Origin of the sequence: Actinoplanes sp. NBRC 103695 (assembly GCF_030269485.1) — a bacterium.
Taxonomy (GTDB): Bacteria; Actinomycetota; Actinomycetes; order Mycobacteriales; family Micromonosporaceae; genus Actinoplanes.
In genome coordinates, this window is sequence record NZ_BSTL01000047.1 from 18,285 (window position 1) to 32,973 (window position 14,689).

The 14,689-nt window shown below is 68.5% G+C and carries 18 protein-coding genes and 3 pseudogenes; 2 read left to right on the forward strand and 19 right to left on the reverse strand.

What is annotated here, in order from left to right:
* Positions 1-182: 182 nt before the first annotated feature.
* The 11 genes from QSK31_RS44790 to QSK31_RS44840 form a co-directional block, all read right to left on the reverse strand.
* A complete protein-coding gene (locus QSK31_RS44790; RefSeq protein WP_285691192.1) occupies positions 183-1,073 on the reverse strand; it encodes a TIGR03619 family F420-dependent LLM class oxidoreductase in 891 nt (296 codons plus the stop codon).
* Between the two features lie 173 nt (positions 1,074-1,246).
* On the reverse strand, positions 1,247-1,792 hold the full coding sequence (locus QSK31_RS44795; protein ID WP_285691193.1) for a phosphotransferase: 546 nt from the start codon (positions 1,790-1,792) through the stop codon (positions 1,247-1,249).
* Between the two features lie 118 nt (positions 1,793-1,910).
* On the reverse strand, positions 1,911-2,627 hold the full coding sequence (locus QSK31_RS44800) for a hypothetical protein (RefSeq protein WP_285691194.1): 717 nt from the start codon (positions 2,625-2,627) through the stop codon (positions 1,911-1,913).
* Between the two features lie 191 nt (positions 2,628-2,818).
* Positions 2,819-3,979 (reverse strand): branched-chain amino acid ABC transporter substrate-binding protein, encoded by a 1,161-nt coding sequence (locus QSK31_RS44805; RefSeq protein WP_285691195.1) that lies wholly within the window; start codon positions 3,977-3,979, stop codon positions 2,819-2,821.
* A gap of 335 nt (positions 3,980-4,314) precedes the next feature.
* Positions 4,315-4,470 carry a hypothetical protein gene (locus tag QSK31_RS44810; RefSeq protein ID WP_285691196.1) on the reverse strand — a complete coding sequence of 52 codons (156 nt, stop codon included), beginning with the start codon at positions 4,468-4,470 and terminating at the stop codon, positions 4,315-4,317.
* A gap of 351 nt (positions 4,471-4,821) precedes the next feature.
* Positions 4,822-5,373 carry a glycosyltransferase gene (locus QSK31_RS44815; protein WP_285691198.1) on the reverse strand — a complete coding sequence of 184 codons (552 nt, stop codon included), beginning with the start codon at positions 5,371-5,373 and terminating at the stop codon, positions 4,822-4,824.
* Positions 5,374-5,453: 80 nt separating this feature from the next.
* On the reverse strand, positions 5,454-5,957 hold the full coding sequence (locus QSK31_RS44820) for a glycosyltransferase family protein (RefSeq protein WP_285691199.1): 504 nt from the start codon (positions 5,955-5,957) through the stop codon (positions 5,454-5,456).
* A gap of 89 nt (positions 5,958-6,046) precedes the next feature.
* Complete coding sequence (locus QSK31_RS44825) at positions 6,047-6,541, reverse strand: peptidoglycan recognition protein family protein (RefSeq protein ID WP_285691200.1); 495 nt, start codon at positions 6,539-6,541, stop codon at positions 6,047-6,049.
* A gap of 195 nt (positions 6,542-6,736) precedes the next feature.
* Complete coding sequence (locus QSK31_RS44830) at positions 6,737-6,919, reverse strand: hypothetical protein (protein WP_285691201.1); 183 nt, start codon at positions 6,917-6,919, stop codon at positions 6,737-6,739.
* A gap of 77 nt (positions 6,920-6,996) precedes the next feature.
* Positions 6,997-7,185, reverse strand: coding sequence for a hypothetical protein (locus QSK31_RS44835; protein ID WP_285691202.1), 189 nt, complete (start codon positions 7,183-7,185; stop codon positions 6,997-6,999).
* 147 nt (positions 7,186-7,332) lie between these two features.
* Entirely contained in the window at positions 7,333-7,746 is a 414-nt protein-coding gene (locus QSK31_RS44840; RefSeq protein ID WP_285691232.1) for an alpha/beta hydrolase, read from the reverse strand.
* 26 nt (positions 7,747-7,772) lie between these two features.
* Here QSK31_RS44840 and QSK31_RS44845 point away from each other — a divergent pair, with 26 nt between their 5' ends.
* On the forward strand, positions 7,773-8,111 hold the full coding sequence (locus tag QSK31_RS44845; protein WP_285691203.1) for a DUF4158 domain-containing protein: 339 nt from the start codon (positions 7,773-7,775) through the stop codon (positions 8,109-8,111).
* A 69-nt stretch (positions 8,112-8,180) separates the two neighbouring features.
* On the opposite strand, the pseudogene QSK31_RS44850 reads toward QSK31_RS44845, so the two are convergent.
* The 4 genes and pseudogenes from QSK31_RS44850 to QSK31_RS44865 form a co-directional block, all read right to left on the reverse strand.
* Positions 8,181-9,579: pseudogene (locus QSK31_RS44850) on the reverse strand (ISNCY family transposase).
* Positions 9,580-10,672: 1,093 nt separating this feature from the next.
* Positions 10,673-10,867 carry a ferredoxin gene (locus QSK31_RS44855; RefSeq protein WP_285691204.1) on the reverse strand — a complete coding sequence of 65 codons (195 nt, stop codon included), beginning with the start codon at positions 10,865-10,867 and terminating at the stop codon, positions 10,673-10,675.
* Between the two features lie 8 nt (positions 10,868-10,875).
* Entirely contained in the window at positions 10,876-11,160 is a 285-nt protein-coding gene (locus tag QSK31_RS44860) for a hypothetical protein (protein WP_285691205.1), read from the reverse strand.
* A gap of 381 nt (positions 11,161-11,541) precedes the next feature.
* Entirely contained in the window at positions 11,542-11,751 is a 210-nt protein-coding gene (locus tag QSK31_RS44865) for a hypothetical protein (protein WP_285691206.1), read from the reverse strand.
* Between the two features lie 29 nt (positions 11,752-11,780).
* Here QSK31_RS44865 and QSK31_RS49015 point away from each other — a divergent pair.
* Positions 11,781-11,930, forward strand: a pseudogene (locus tag QSK31_RS49015) (zinc-binding dehydrogenase); the annotation flags it as partial.
* Here QSK31_RS49015 and QSK31_RS44870 read toward each other — a convergent pair.
* The 4 genes and pseudogenes from QSK31_RS44870 to QSK31_RS44885 form a co-directional block, all read right to left on the reverse strand.
* Positions 11,916-12,959: an SAM-dependent methyltransferase gene (locus QSK31_RS44870; protein WP_285691207.1), complete on the reverse strand. Its 1,044-nt coding sequence runs from the start codon at positions 12,957-12,959 to the stop codon at positions 11,916-11,918. The pseudogene QSK31_RS49015 and the gene QSK31_RS44870 sit on opposite strands and share 15 nt — an antisense overlap.
* A 225-nt stretch (positions 12,960-13,184) precedes the next feature.
* Positions 13,185-13,748 (reverse strand): TetR/AcrR family transcriptional regulator C-terminal domain-containing protein, encoded by a 564-nt coding sequence (locus QSK31_RS44875; protein ID WP_285691233.1) that lies wholly within the window; start codon positions 13,746-13,748, stop codon positions 13,185-13,187.
* A 180-nt stretch (positions 13,749-13,928) separates the two neighbouring features.
* Positions 13,929-14,347, reverse strand: a pseudogene (locus QSK31_RS44880) (response regulator); the annotation flags it as partial.
* Positions 14,344-14,559, reverse strand: coding sequence for a sensor histidine kinase (locus QSK31_RS44885; RefSeq protein ID WP_285691208.1), 216 nt, complete (start codon positions 14,557-14,559; stop codon positions 14,344-14,346). The gene QSK31_RS44885 and the pseudogene QSK31_RS44880, both read right to left, overlap by 4 nt.
* Positions 14,560-14,689: the final 130 nt, after the last annotated feature.

Here is a 14,689-nt window from a genome sequence, read left to right on the forward strand (position 1 = left end):
CCCAGTCGTGCTGGATGAAGCTGAACACGTAGATGTTCGCCGTCGGAACCTCGGCGAACAAGTCAACCCGGGCGCCACCACCCGGGCGTCGAGGCCCCGCACAGCCATCGTCCTTTCCGTGCGGGACCATGGTGGGCAGGCCGAACAGAACGCCCTGCAGATCGCGTCGCCGACGTCCGTGACTATGCCGCAGGTGCCAGGGTACGGAGCTTCTCGATCATCTCGATCTGCGTATCCAGGTCATCGGACGGCGGGAACGCGAACAGAACCCCGTCGATCTTCTGTTCCCGCAGCTGCTCGATGTCCTCGGCGAGTTGCCGCGGGGAACCGGCGAGGAACGGCCGGTCCCCGCTGATCGGCTTGGGTTGCATCGGGTGGTTGGTCTGCGCTGTCACCGTGAGCGCGGCCGCACTCCGCCCCAGCTCCTCGGCGGTCGCGCGGAAGCGGGTCGCCTGGGCGATCGCCCCGTCCAACGTCCAGGCCAGCGGCGTGATGCCGTCAGCAATCCGGGCCGCCCGGTCGATGCCACCGTCGGTGTTCGCACCGACGACGATCGGGGTGTCGCCCCGGCCCGGCTTCGGGTTGGTCTCGGAGGCTTCGATGGCGTAGAAGCGGCCCGCATACTCGACGGGGTCAGGTCCCCAGCAGGCCCATACCGCCGCGATGATGTCGTCGAAGCCGGCTCCGCGGTGCTTCAGGGGTACGCCGGCGGCCGCGAGCTCCTTCGGCATCCAGCCCTGGCCGAGCCCGGCGACGACGCGGTCGCCGCTGAACTGGTCGAGCGTGGCGTACCTGCGTGCCAGCACGACTGGTGCGTGAAACAGCGGGTTGACGATGTTGGTGCCCAGGGTGATGCGGCTGGTCAGCGCGGCCACGTGACTCAGGGTCTGCAAGGGTTCGAAGGTGACGCGGTAGACGTCGGGGATGCGCTCCAGCTCGCCGTCGGGACCGGGAAGCAACGGCGCCATCGGACGCAGCAGGCGTTCGTAGGTCCACAGCGAGTCGTAGCCAAGCCGTTCGGCGGCTTGTGCGATGGTCGTGATGTTCGCCGGCGAAGCGTGAACGCCGGACACGGGCAGCATCATGCCGAGTTTCCCAGACAACCCTGTGACCGAGGATGTAGAGAAGTCGATCTTCAACACGATTCAAGGGTGAAATCAATCTTGAATTTACCGGACTGCCTGCTTCGCCCGGATCAAGCGCTCAGAGGTTGACCGCCTGGGCGGCGCTTCCCGAAGGTCATGGTCTACCTCGATGCTCCCAGCACGTCGAACTCGCAGCCCGACATGGCCGGGTCAATGCGGTGCTCGATCAGCCCACGGCTGAACAGCAGGCTGCGCACCGACCACCAGGCGCAGATCACGTCGAGGTCGACGCCAGCGCCGTAGACGGCGATGACGTCGACCAGGTGCTCCTCCTGCCCCGAGGGCCAAGGTCGCCAGATCGAAATGGGGTCGCCCCAGGACACCTCGGGCCAGTCGAGCACGCCGGTGATCTCGTCATCAGCGACGAACATGTGGCTGATCTGCAGATCGCCATGGATGACACCGGGTCCACGGCCGGAGCGCGGCCTGGGCCACCTCGCGGTTGCGGGCAACCAGGCCGGCGGGGAGAACGCCGTTGGTGACGAGCTACTCCCAAGAGCCGGCCGAGCGCCGTGCCGGGCAGGGCGCCGAGCGCGAGCACCGGATGCTTTGCGCCAGCGGATCTGCGGAGTCGGGATCGGCGCCAGGGCCATCGTCTCGATATCGACATCGACGCGCCTCTGATCAGCGTCGATCTTCAGGAACACGTCGCCGACCCGCAACCTCGCGCGCGGAATGGCCGACAACGACCTCGGCCTCGTCCGTGCCAGCCATTGTCGCGGTCATGAGCTCCGACGCCACAGGGTTACCGGGTGGCTCGTGCCCCTACCGGCCGGCGCCGCGGTCGACGAAGCTGTAGGTGCCACGGGTGCCGCCGTCGCCGACCTCCTGGATGTACAGCGCCGAGCCGTCGTTGCGGACCTGCACGGCGCCGAACCTCTCGTTGATGATGTCGTGTGTTGGCCGGCCCTTCTCGTCCGACTTCCCGGTCGGGCTGATCCGGAAGAGGGTGTTCGCGTTCGCCGCGCACTTGACGGTGCCCAGGCTGACCGTCTCGTCGCGGGTGTCAGCGTTCACACACCAGCGGCCGCCCTCCTCGCGCGCACGCAGCGCCTCGATCAGGAACCGGCCCTTGCCGGACGGGATGATGCGGAAGAGGGCGCCGTCGTCGGTCCCGGTGCCGATGGCGATCGGGCCCTCGTACGTGGCGCTCCAGTCCTTGTCGTCCTCGGCGATGTGGATGAGGCCCTGGCGCTTGCCGGCCAGGATCTGCTTAGTCGCCGCGGCGGGGTCGACGCGGGTGCTCGCCGCGCCCTCACCACCCGGCTGCTGCGACGATGAACCGCCGGGCGCCTGTGCCGATGAACCGTCCGGCGCCTGCGACGAGGAGCCGATCTGCGACGTTGCCCCGGCCGATGACCCGGAGCCGGCCGGGGCATATGTGCCGGACGACGCCGAGTCGCCGGGCGCGCCGCAGGCCGACAAGGCCAGCGCAAGACCGGCCAGCGCGAGACCGGTGGACAGAGCTGAGAAATGGCACATGGTTAACCTCCACGATGGCGATGTTGACAGCTCGATCTTGGCCCCCCGCCTCGCGATCCGAATCCCAGGTTCGTGCCACCCGCCGCGACGGAATCCACAAGGTAATGCCGCCTGACGATCCGAGTGTTTCCGGGTGCGCCCGGCGCGGGCTCGGTGACCGGCGAGGCTGCCGGTCACCGAGATCTGTCGCATCAACTGTGGAGCTTGATCTCCTGCTCAGGAGTGATCTTGCCGCCGGTGATCTTGTACGACCACACCACGACCTTGGACTTGTCCACGTCACCGTTCTGATCGAACTTGATATTCTTCGAGACGCCCTGCTTGTCGTACGCGTCGACCCAGGCCAGCAGATCGGCGCGGGTCTTCTTACCCGCCTTGAAACCGTCCAGCAGCACCGTCGTGGCGTCGAAGCCCTCGGCGCCGTACGCGCCCGCCGGCTCGCGGTACTCGGCCTCGTAGTCCTTGCCGAAGGTGCCACCGGCCTTGGCGACCGGCCCGCACGGGCAGAGCACCGAGGCGCCCTCCGCGGCCTCGCCGGCGCCCTTCGGGAAGTTCGGGTCATAGAGGCCGTCGAAACCGATGAACTTCGCCTTCACCCCGGACGCGCGGGCCTGCTTCAACAGCGGGGCTGCCTCGTTGGTATAGCCGCCGTACGCGATCGTATCCGCCTTGGCACCCTTGATCTTCGAGATGGTGGCGTCGAAGTTGGTCTGGTCCTTCTGCACCTTGTCGGCGCCCGCGGCCAACGAGCCGAGACCCTGCTTGACCGTGGCGATGATGCCGGCGCCGTAGGTCGAGCCGTCGTCGACAAGGAACACGTTTTTGCTCTTGGCGACGTTCTTGAGGTACTCGACGGCTGCCCCTCCCTGCGAGTTGTCGTTGCCGACGACCCGGTGGAACGCCTTGTTGCCACCCGTGGTGAGTTCCGCGGCGGTCGCCTCCGGGCTGACCATCACCATGCCGGCGGCCTCGTAGATCGGCATCGTCGCCTTCGACTCACCGGAGAAGTGACCACCGACGACCGCCACGAACGACTGGTCCTGCGCGATCTGGTTGGCGATCGGCGTCGCCTGGTCGGGAGCACCCTGGGTGTCGAACTCCTGCATGGTGACCTTGCAGTCCGGGTTGGCCGTGTTGAACTTCTTCACCGCGAGCTTCGCACCGTTGAGCGAGGAGAGCACCTGACCCGCGTCCGCGCCCGTGAACGCGCCGAAGATCGCGATCTTTCCACCGCACGCGGCGGCCGTGGTGTCACCGCCGCCGGCGGTTCCCGAGTCTTGGCATCCGGCCGTCGCCAGCATAGCCACCGCGAGCCCGACCGCGCCCAGGACCCGTACGTCGTTGCGCCTCAAGATTGAATCCTTCCTATAATCGCCACGTTCTGCGCCTAGAACGGCTGCAACCGGCGGTCGTGTTCAGAGCGGGGGCATATTCGGCACGGCGATCACGAAGAGTTGCGCAGAAGTGCCCTTCGAGGGTGCCCCAGAATGCCCAGGCGGCCGTTTCGGCCCGACAGATCCGGCCATTCCAGTCGTCATCGGTGACCCACACGCTAAGCAGCCGTCACTCTGCGCAGTCAGCGTCACCGGCCGATCGCCGCGACTCGGCTTGCCGCGATCAACCACCCCGAGGCGAAAGCTGACCGGTCCCTGCGCCCGGCACAGGGCGACCTGCCCGGTCAGCGTGTTCACCGCATCCCGGTCACGGGCAGGCGGTGCAGTCCGGTCATGAAATCGTACCGCCGAGTCAGTTCGCCGGCGGGGACGGCGAGGCGGAGATCGGGGAGCCGGTTCAGGAGGGCGGAGAAGGCCACCTGGGCCTCGCGGGTGCGTTCGTTGGTCACCGCCAGGTCGGCCTGCTGGACCGCGCCCGCGCCGAGCCAGATCGACCGTCTCCCGGCCAGCCATCGCCTCGAGCAGCTCGCCCGCGACGCCCTCGACGCGCCCGCCCGTCGCCTCGACGCGCGGGGCGGTGAAGGTCGCCGAGACCAGCCGGCGCAAACGGGTGTGGTCAGGCGGGTCCAGGAACATCATCTGGCGGGTCAGCCCGCTCTGCACGTGCGCCGGGATGTCCGGGTGCAGTGGGCCGAGGACCCTGGTCGTACGCCGCTCACCCAGCGCCCGCTGGGCGGTGCCATGACCGGTGACCAGCACGATTGGCGTACCCTCCGGCGCGGTGCTCTCCTGCATGTCGCTCACGGCAACGGGACCCCCCCTCTGATGCTCGGCCTGGAAACGGCTCGCTCGGTGAGGATGTCGACGACGCGCGCGGGGCTGTCGATCGCACTGATCTCGTCGGCCATGCGGCCGGCCGCGGCCGGGTAGGCCTCGTCGCCGAGTACCTTCGCGACGGCTTCGCCGATGGCGTCCGGATCGGTGACGACCAGTGCCGCACCAGTGGCCGCAGCGCGCTCGGCGTTCATCGGCTTGTCCAGTCCGAACGGGAGCAGCACCGAGGGCAGCCCGGCGCCGAGCGTGGACAGTACGGTGCCGGCTCCTCCGGCGGAGACGACCAGGTCGGCCGAGCGCAGCAGATCGGCCATCGGCACGAAGCCGGCGACCAGGACCAGCTCGGGGTCGAGCCGGCTCATGTCCAGGTCATCGGTCTGGTGCGGCGCCACCACCACGTTAACGTCGAGCGCCGTGGTGGCGACGACGACCCGGGTCAGCACCTCGCGGTCGTCGGCGGCCGTGCCCAAGGTGAGCAGGACCGTCGACCGATCCGCACCGCCGGGGAACGGCGGCATGGTCCACGCAGGACCCTCGCCAGCGAAGGGTTCCGGCCGGATCGGCAGGCGCGGGGCGGGATAGCGGTCGGCCGGCCGGATCAGCCGGTCCGGCCACGGATCGACGTACGCGAAGGGCGGAGCGGGCGTACACCGTGCTCGCCGAACTTGCCGCCCCCTCGTCGCGCCAGCGCGGCGGCGAACGGCTCGGCCAGCGGCAGGAAGGTGCCGTAGGCCGCCCAGGGCACGCCGAGCGCCGCGGCGGCGAACGGGCCCAGGTAGTCGGACGACTCGGCGACGACCAAGTCGGGGCCGAAGTCCCGGGCAGCCGCCAACGCCGCCCGCGCACCGAGATTCAGCCTGGCTTCGACGAAGAACTCGACGGCGAAGTCCGTCGGGTCGGACTCCCCGGGCCGGGTCATGGCGGCCAGCGTCTCGGTCGGGCTCGGGCCCGCCTCGAGAAGCGGGATCGACGGGGCCGCCGTACCCGTTGACCCATGGGATTGCAAGGCCACCTGGTGACCGGCGGCCCGCGCCGCCGTCGCCGGTGGCAGCAACGGAAGCAGGTGACCGAAGGCCGGCACGGACGTGAACAGGATGCGCACAGGGACTCCAAGGGTTCGGCGTCGGTCCCACCTGAGGGAGCGGCCAGGCCGTGGTCGGCCGGTCCGGCCGCTCTCAGCCCGGGGTCTGGTCAGCGGAGCAGGTCGCGTACGTCCTGACGCACCGACGGGAAGACCCGATGGAAGGCTTCACCGGGGCACTCGGTGGCGCCCGAGTCCGGGTTGGCCGCGTGCCAGTCGCGGTGGGTGGTGATCATGTCGACCGTGGCGGCCTTCGCACTGACCGGGTTGACGTAGTCGGTCCGGCCGACCGGGTTCAGGCCGCTGATCGCCGACAGCATCGCCAGCACCGAGACCAGCGAATAGCGGGCGGCAGGCGTCGGCTGCCGGGTCACGAAGTGACCGATCATGCAGATGCCCATGTTGCCGGCCTTGAAGGCGCCGACGTGCGAGCCGTTGACACCCATCGGCCGGCGCTCCGGTGACAGCTCAGGACCGAAGACCGGGATGGGATCGGGGTCGGAGTACGTGCTCTCGTACACGTTGCCGTCCGCGTCGATGGCGAGCTGGTAACCGAAGTCGCCCCAGTCGAAGTCGACCGCCTGCATGTAGTAGACCGCCCGCATCAGGCCCCCGCGTCCAGGCCCTCGTTCTCGTGCTCGCCGCCGCCGCTGTGGTGCACGGTCAGCGTCTGCACCGGGTAGAAGGCCGGCGGGGTATCCAGGGTGACGCCGTCCGGCTCCAGCCGATAGCTCTCGTCCGCGCTCCACGCCGCCCTCGACAGGTATCACGGCAGCTTGCCGAAGGGCAGCCGGGAGACTTCAGGCGCGCGCAGCACCGACACGGGGCTCGGCGCGGCGGTGGCGCGGGCCGTCGACCGCGTTGAGCTCCAGCACCGACGCGGCGCCGCCGTTCTTGACCTCGATCTCGTAACCGGACGCGCCGTCGGCGAGCAGCAGCCGGCCGCCGGGCTTGCGGTCGTTCCCAGCCGGGCAGTCGGCCACCTCCCGTCACTCCGACCAGCCGGTGCCGGTACGCAGCCGGACTGCGGCCGGACCGGTCGCTCGCACCGCCAGGTGGGTCAGCGCGAGTCCGGATCGTCGACCCGGCCGCCGGTGGTCAGGCGGTGCCGATCGGCGGCGAGCATGTCGGGAACGAGCTCGGCGTAGTCCGCGGCGGCGCGGTGGGCGGCCAGGATGCCGGCCGCCGGGAGGGCGGCGGCGAGTCCGGTGGCGCCGGCGCCGATCAGGACGGATCGTCGAGTGGGCATGTGATCTCCAAGGTGAAATGGGATAGAGGGGATCGCGGTCAGAGGTGCCCGCCGTACGTCAGGGGCGGCCCTGATGTCAGGGCCACCCCGGAGGTCTCGTCTGTCGGCGCGGGACTTCGTCACCACCGGGTCATCGCGGCCTCCGATTCACGAAGGGCGCGCGCGGCTCCGGTTTCGGGCTGGGGGTCGACCGCCGGGCAGTGCGTGCCCTTCGGCGAGGTTCGGCCGGTCAGCAAGGTACGCGTCGATGGCCTGCCGGGCGCACGGGCTGTCGTCATAGGAGCCGGAGCTGACGCCGTCGTAGGTGAGCAGCGTGGCGCTCGGCAGCTGACGGGACAGGCTCACCGACCACTCGTACGGGGTGGACACGTCGTACCGGCTGCCGGCCAGGAGGATCCGCGGCAGCAACCGCGAGGCGTTCAGGCGGTGCGGCGGATTCGTGGCCCCGTGCGCCCAACCCTGGCACTCCGCCAGGTCGGGGTGTTGGTAAGAACCACGACACCAGGGGCCAAAAAGATGATCTAGGTGTGAGGGCTGTCGGGGTGTGTTGGGCGTCGGAATGGTCTCCGGCTGTGAAACGTCCTTTGATGAGTCTTGGGGACCTGGTTGAGCACTGGACGTTGGTCGGTGCTGAGCAGGACCTGGTCGCGGCGAAGCACCGCGATACGCAGCTCGGCTTTGCGCTGTTGCTGAAGTTCTACGGCCGGTTCGGCCGGTTCCCGCGCGGCCGGGCGGAGCTGCATGAGGACGTGGTGGAGTTCGCCGCGCGGCAGCTGGGCGTGGAGGCAGGCTCGCTGGGCTTCTACGAGTGGGCCGGGCGCACGATCAAGCGGCACAGGGCCGAGATCCGCGCTCATCTGGGGTTCCGGGAGTGCACGGTCGTCGACGCGGAGAAGCTGACGGACTGGCTAATTACTTCGACCTGAAAAAGTGATTCTCCGTCGCTGTGGCGGATGGGGTAGCGCCGGCGGTGGGAGATTTGTGGTGCTGGGCGTTCACGTCTGGGTGGCTGCGAGGGCGGTGATTTTGGTGAGGCTGTGGGCCAGGATGCCGTATCCGCACCAGGTTCGGGCGCCGGTGAGCCTGTCGAGGCGGGTGCGGTGCAGGTCGTAGCGGTGTTTGAGATGGCTGATGCGGCCTTCGCAGCCGGTTCGCCATTTGACCAGGCGGCGGAAGCTTGGCTGCCGTTCGTGGGCTTGGCGGGCGGTCCCGGGTCTGCCTTTGCGTGGGATTGCCACCGTTGTCACGCCGGCGTCGAGTAGATCGGTCTCGACGCCGGCTTCGCCGTAGCCGCGGTCCGCGGCCACCCGTTGCGGGGCCGGCCGGCCCGATTGGTGATCCGTTTGATCGCGGGTGCCAGTTGCGGGGCGTCGGCCGGGTTGCCCTGCTCGACGGTGTAATCCAGGACGATGCCGTCGACGTTGTCGATGATCTGGGCTTTGTAGCCGAACTCGGTGGGCCGGCCGAGGCGTCCTTTGACGATTGGGCGGGCATCAGGGTCGTGCAGGCTGACCAGCCGGGTCGCGGCGTCGGTTTACCACCGGCCAGGCGTAGCCGGGCTTGGGCGACGACTATGCCGGTGCGCTGGATCATGACGGCGAGTTCGTCGGCGGCGCGGCGGAGTCGTCCTCGCGCCCGCCCGGCCGCCCGGGTCAGCCCTCGGCGGGCATTGCGCAACACCGCCTGCGCCTCGGCCGAAGTCTGCTCGGCCAGCCCGGCCAGTTGCCCGGTGATCCTGGTGACGGTGGCATGTGCCTGCTCGCGGGCCTGCGCGTTACGCAGACGCAGATGGGCTGCGATCGCGCGGACCCGCCGCCCGGCCGCCCGGCTGCGGTCCCGGAACGCGGTGCGTGGCGCGGCGCAGGCGGCCTGGATCCGTTTGACGATCCGCGACATTCTGGTCACCGCCTTGGCGAGGAGCCCGGTATCGGTGGGGTAGTCAACGTTCGCCGACACCACGGTGGTGTCGGCGCGGACTTTTCCCGTCTTCACCACTCGGGCCTCGACCGCCTTGGCCAGCAGTTGTTCGTTGAGCGCGGTGATCGCTGCGTCCCCGCACCGGGTGGTCAGCTTCATCAACGTGCTCGGATGCGGCAGCCGGCCGTCGATGTCGATGCGGCAGAACCGCCGCCACGAGATCGAGTCGGTTACCTCGGCGCACAACCACTCGTAGCCGAGCCGGTAGCGGTGCTTGAGGAACATCAACCGCAGGTAGGTTTCCATCGGGATGCTCGGCCGGCCCATCCGCGTCGAGAAGTGCGGCACGAACGTGGCGAAGAACCGCTCGTCGTCCAGCCACACATCGACACGTTCCAGCTCGGCGGGCAGCCGAAGGCACACCTCCGGCAGTACCGACTCCCACAACGACGGCTGCACATTCCGAGTCCGGAGCATCACGCAATCCCTTGCGCTACAACGACTTCCTGCCATCGACCATGATGACGGAACCGGCGTGGCCGACACAGCCGGCCACGCCGATAACCATCGATCTACTTTTTCAGGTCGAAGTAATTAGTCACGAGCCGTGTGATGCGGGTCCTGAGCGGGCGTTGGATACCGCCAGACTGCGCCTCATCCCTCATGACGAAGCCGTGTGAACCACCCGGTCGCGCACAGGAGAAATCCTTTACGGTCCAGGTGGTCGAGCAGCCGGACATCGTCGGCGCCTGCGTAGAAGAAGGCGTGATCTCCTCGCTTCTCCGCTCGTACAACTGCTGCGGCCGCGGCAGCGGCCACCGCTGATCGGGAGCGGCCCGCCGCAACCACCTCCACCCAGCCCGAGACACGAAGGCGCTCTCCGGCCGCGGCAACCGGCCGCCTCCAGCGGCGAACTGTACTCACAGGACTCCACGGTGGCGGGCCGAGCCAGCTGAACCCGGGGACTTCGAACTCTTCGACCAACTCGACCGCGGCCGGGGAGGGTCCGGGGTCACGGACCATCTGCACGGCGGACCGCGCGTCAATTACCTCCCAGCCAGTCGGAGCGACTGGAGAGCCCGTCACCAGCGTGCATACCTCGCCAGGTCCCATCAAGTAGCGAAGGTCATCCCATGCCTTGGACTCAAGATGATCGCGGACGGCGGCGAATGACGCCGTACCACCAGGTGAGACCCTGACCGCGTCGCCTCTGTTCATCGCCAAGGCACACTGTGGCCCGGTCAGGGCGGCCCACACGGGATTGGTCTGCAGAACGTACGGTGGTGTGACTACCACGACGCCCACCTTTCGTCATTGAGCCTTTACCAACTTGATCTTGTAGGTCTGTGCGGGGAGGCGGGGCCGGAGATCGATGAGGGCGAGGCTCCTGGTAAGACAGCAAATCGACCAAAACCCGATGCCCCGACCAGGGGCTTCGCCTGTGCTGTCTTCGATCGGGTGATTGCCGCCCGGCCTGGTGGCCGAGGGGCTGACCAGGCCGTCGCCGCTCTGGATCCTCCGCGCCTGGCTCGGCCGACCGGATTGGCCGGCGCGGTCGTCGCCCGGCTCGTCAGTCCTCGATGATCGATGAGGCCGAGGTCGGGCAGAGAGCGACGGCGTTTCCGGCCCGGTCCGCGGCGCCGCCCTCGGGCCGGTCGGTGAGCAGGGTGACGATGCCGTCGTCGTCCTGGTCGAAGACGCCGGGATCGGTCAGCACGCACTGACCTTCGCCGACGCAGACGCCGGTGTCCGCCACGATCCGCATGACCGCCCTCACCAGGTGACCCGGCAGCTCGTACGCGCCGTAGACGGGGGAGTCGGACTTGAACCGGACCTCGTCGACCCCGACGGCACGCCGAGCAGTCCGCAGATCGCCAGGGACGTTACCGGCAAGGCCAGCGCCCGTACCACGTCGACCGGGCGCTTCTCGGCGGCGAGCAGGTCGTCGATGAACCCGTCGACGATCTCCTGGATGCGAGGTCGCAGGCAGGCCATCCGCCGGACGGTGGACTCGCCGATCAGGGCACGGCGCTCGGCCGCGTGTTCCTCGCCGTCCAATGCCGATCATGCTGGGCGCTTGGGCCTGGGGGCGCTGGCGCATGGCTTTGTCGAAGCCGGGGATCGGGAAATTCGGCCGACGGCGGTCCGAGGAGAACCGGGAGTCGGTCAGGATCGCCCGTGCCTCGGCGTACCGGGAGACCCACCATGCCTCGTCACCGCCGTGCAGCGGTACTTTGCTGATCGGACGCTCCTCGCGGACCTTCGCCTGCTCAGACGGCTCAGAAAACGGACAACGCCGGGTGACCGGGAAGTCAGTTGATCTGGTTTCAGCCATATCGTAACGACGTAAATTCGACCCGCGGCGTTCAGGTCATCGAGGGTTTTCCGATTCCCGTGGCAGGGACCTGCTCGAGGCCGGAGAGGCCGGGTCGGGGACGATCAGAAGGTCTCCCGGCCGCGGCCGTGTGTAGGCGTTGGCGAGGACTTCGGCCGGGACGCGCCGGTGAACAAAAATTGGTTCCACAACACCACGTTGAACGGACGCGGGTCGGTGCAGGCGGCGGCATCGACCACAGAAAACGAAATGCGGTCGACCGACCCCTTGGCGACCGACCTGCCCTCAGCGACATCGAACAGGCTCGCGGCCACGTCCACACCGACCCCGCGCTCGTTACGTCGAGTTGGGTACGATCCGGCCTCTCGTGGACTCCATCTTTCCCATGGACGCCGTGGCCGAAGCCTATCGGCGGCGGGAAGCGGGCGGCGTCCGCGGCAAGTACGTCATCACTACCCGGCACGCAGCTGAGCGGTTTTCACCGGACAGATGATCCCCGCTCGTCCCGGCCAACCAGGCTGGGACGGCGGGCTAGCAGCATCGTGCCGAAACGGTTGCGGTGAACGGTGATGTCCACGAAGCCAGCCGCCGCGACTTCGAATTCGAGCTCCGCGCTGGTCATGGGTGGCACTTCCCAGGAACGGACCAGCAGCGTGTCGAGCGCGCTGCGGATGGTCTCTGGCTGCTCGGCCGGGATGAGTACCGGAGCGATCAGAAGCCCTCCGGGCCGGAGTTGCGCGCGAGCATTGGCGAGGACCGCCGGTCGAGAGGCTGAAGAAAAGAAGAACTGGCTCCACAGCACGACGTCGAAGGGATGCGGGTAGGTGTAGACGGCGGCGTCGGCGACGATGAAGTCGATCCGGTCGCTCAGACCCAGGGCGACCGCGCGGGCCCGGGCTACGTTGATGAGGTCTGCGGAAATGTCGATGCCGACACCGCTGAGTGCGGGATACATCGCGGCAGCGGCCAGCATCGCTCCGCTGAGCCCGCAGCCGAACTCGAGATAGCGGGCTCCCGTGGAGAAGGCCTCGTGCCAGGCCGGGTTGCCTTCGATCAGCGACGTCATCACGGTTCGGCCATGTGACGTGAACGGATCGACGCTCACGCTCGCCGCAAGTGCTCGCTGCTCCGCATGCCCCAGGCTCCAGAAGGCCGCCGATCCGGCCGAGGCGAAGAGGTCGGTGAAGAGTTGTTGACGCACTGCCGATCCGTTGAGGACGTCGAGGGCGTATCCGTCCGCGCCTCCGGTGACGAGCGCGGCATAGAACGGAGCAAGCCGGTAGTGGCCGAACTCTTCGTGCAGGACATCGATCGCGCGGAGCGCGCGGCACAGATGCTCGACGCGTGACCGGTCCAGGGCGGTCGACTCAGCCAGATCCTCGACAGTGACCGGGTGCATGCATCGGGCCAGGAAACCTGACTGCAATCCACCCCTCAGCACGGCGGCCTGTTCGGCGTCCAGCCGGAGGCCTTCGACGGCCGCCAAGGCGGAGAACGCGTAGTTGTTGTCGGCTGTGTGCACTCTGCTACTCCGTGTCGTCCTTAAGGAACTCGTACCCTGAAGACGAGTGCCGAGCACTCCGGGTTCACGCGGACCGAGTGGGATACCGAACACAGTGGTCGGGTGGCCGGGAGGGGTCTCACCTCCCGGCTCCCTCAGATCCGGGCGTGACAGTCTCCCGTCACCCGGCTCCTGTCATCTCCGTCGGCCAGAAGTTGCGGGTCCAGCGTCAGTACGCGGGTTCGGCTACTGCATACGGTTGGCGGCGGTACGCGCGAGAATGCCGTCGACCACCACGTCCAGGGCCCAGAGGCTTCGGATCAGGCCGCCGCCGGCAACAAGGTCGGCGCTGAGCCGGGCGATGTTCGGATATTGTTGCGGGTCGACGGTCTGGATACGGGTCTCCATGTCAGAGAGCCGTTCGGCTTCCAGTCTCGGCGAGACTTCCGCGCTGTGTTCGACGGCCAGCGCCGTGGGCACCAGCAGGAGGAGGTCAACTCCCCAGGCGGCCGAACGGTCGTCGGCGCCGCCTTCTTTCAGTAGCGCCAGTACCTGCTCGACGATCGCGGTGAAGTGTGGGCCGTTCGGCTGCGTGGACAGCGCCATGCGGGCGAGCTCGGCATGGTTGCGCAGCACCTCGCCGTAGCCGGTCAGCAGATCCTTAAGCCGTGTACGCCAGTTGCCGCTGCTCGGAAACTTAACGGTGGCCAGCAGAGCGTCGAGGATCTGGGCGTGCAGATCCTCGGTGTCGCGTACGTACACGTAGAGGGACGCATGACCGGTGTCGAGCACGCCCGCGATTCGTCTCATGGTCACCTTGGCCAGGCCTTCCGCAGACAAAATGCCTAGCCCGGCATCGATGATCCCCTGTCTGGTAAGTGCGGGTTTCGCGGGCCGCTCCCGACGGCTACGCCGCGCTGTTTCGGATCCGGGACGCGTCACCGGAACACAATAGCACGAACGCGGTCGCAACGACCATGGTCGTTGCGACCGCCCGGCGAAGCGGTCGAGCAGCCGCCGGGTGATCCGCGGGGCCACCACCGCCTCGCCGCCGGTCACTGTCCGGATCGCCGTCAGCAGATCGTCCGGTGGCACGCTCTTGAGCAGGAAGCCGCGTGCTCCGGCCTGCAGCGCGGCGAACGCCTCCTGGCCGGTGTGTCGAACGTGATCAGCACCAGCACGCGTGGCTCCGGGCCGGCGGCGCAGATCTCGCGGGTAGCGGCCACCCCGTCGAGTACCGGCATCCGCAGGTCCATCACCACGACGTCGGCCTCGGTGCCCCTCAGCAGCCGTAGGGCCTCGGCGCCGTCGCCGGCCTCACCGACGACCGTCATGTCCGGCTGCCGGTCGAGCACCATGCGGAGCCCGGTCCGCACCAGTTGCTGGTCGTCCAGCACGACACGGATCATACCTTCACCGCCCGTTCGGCCGCCCCGCCGAGCCGGATGCTCGCCCGTACCCGCCAGCCGCCGTTCTCGCGGGGTCCGGCCACGAACTCGCCACCGTACAGGTGAACCCGCCCGCGCATGCCGACCAGGCCGAACCCGCCGGAACGGTGCGGCGCCGCGACCCGGCCGTCGACCTCGACCTCGACGGCGTCCGGCCGGTACCGGACGTGCACGGTGGCGGCCGGCGTGCTTGAGCGTGTTGGTCAGCGACTCCTGCGCAATCCGGGTGACCGCGAGCGCGCCCCCACCGGGCATCGCCGGCGCGACGCCGTCCACGACCAGGTCGACCGTGAGGCCGGCACC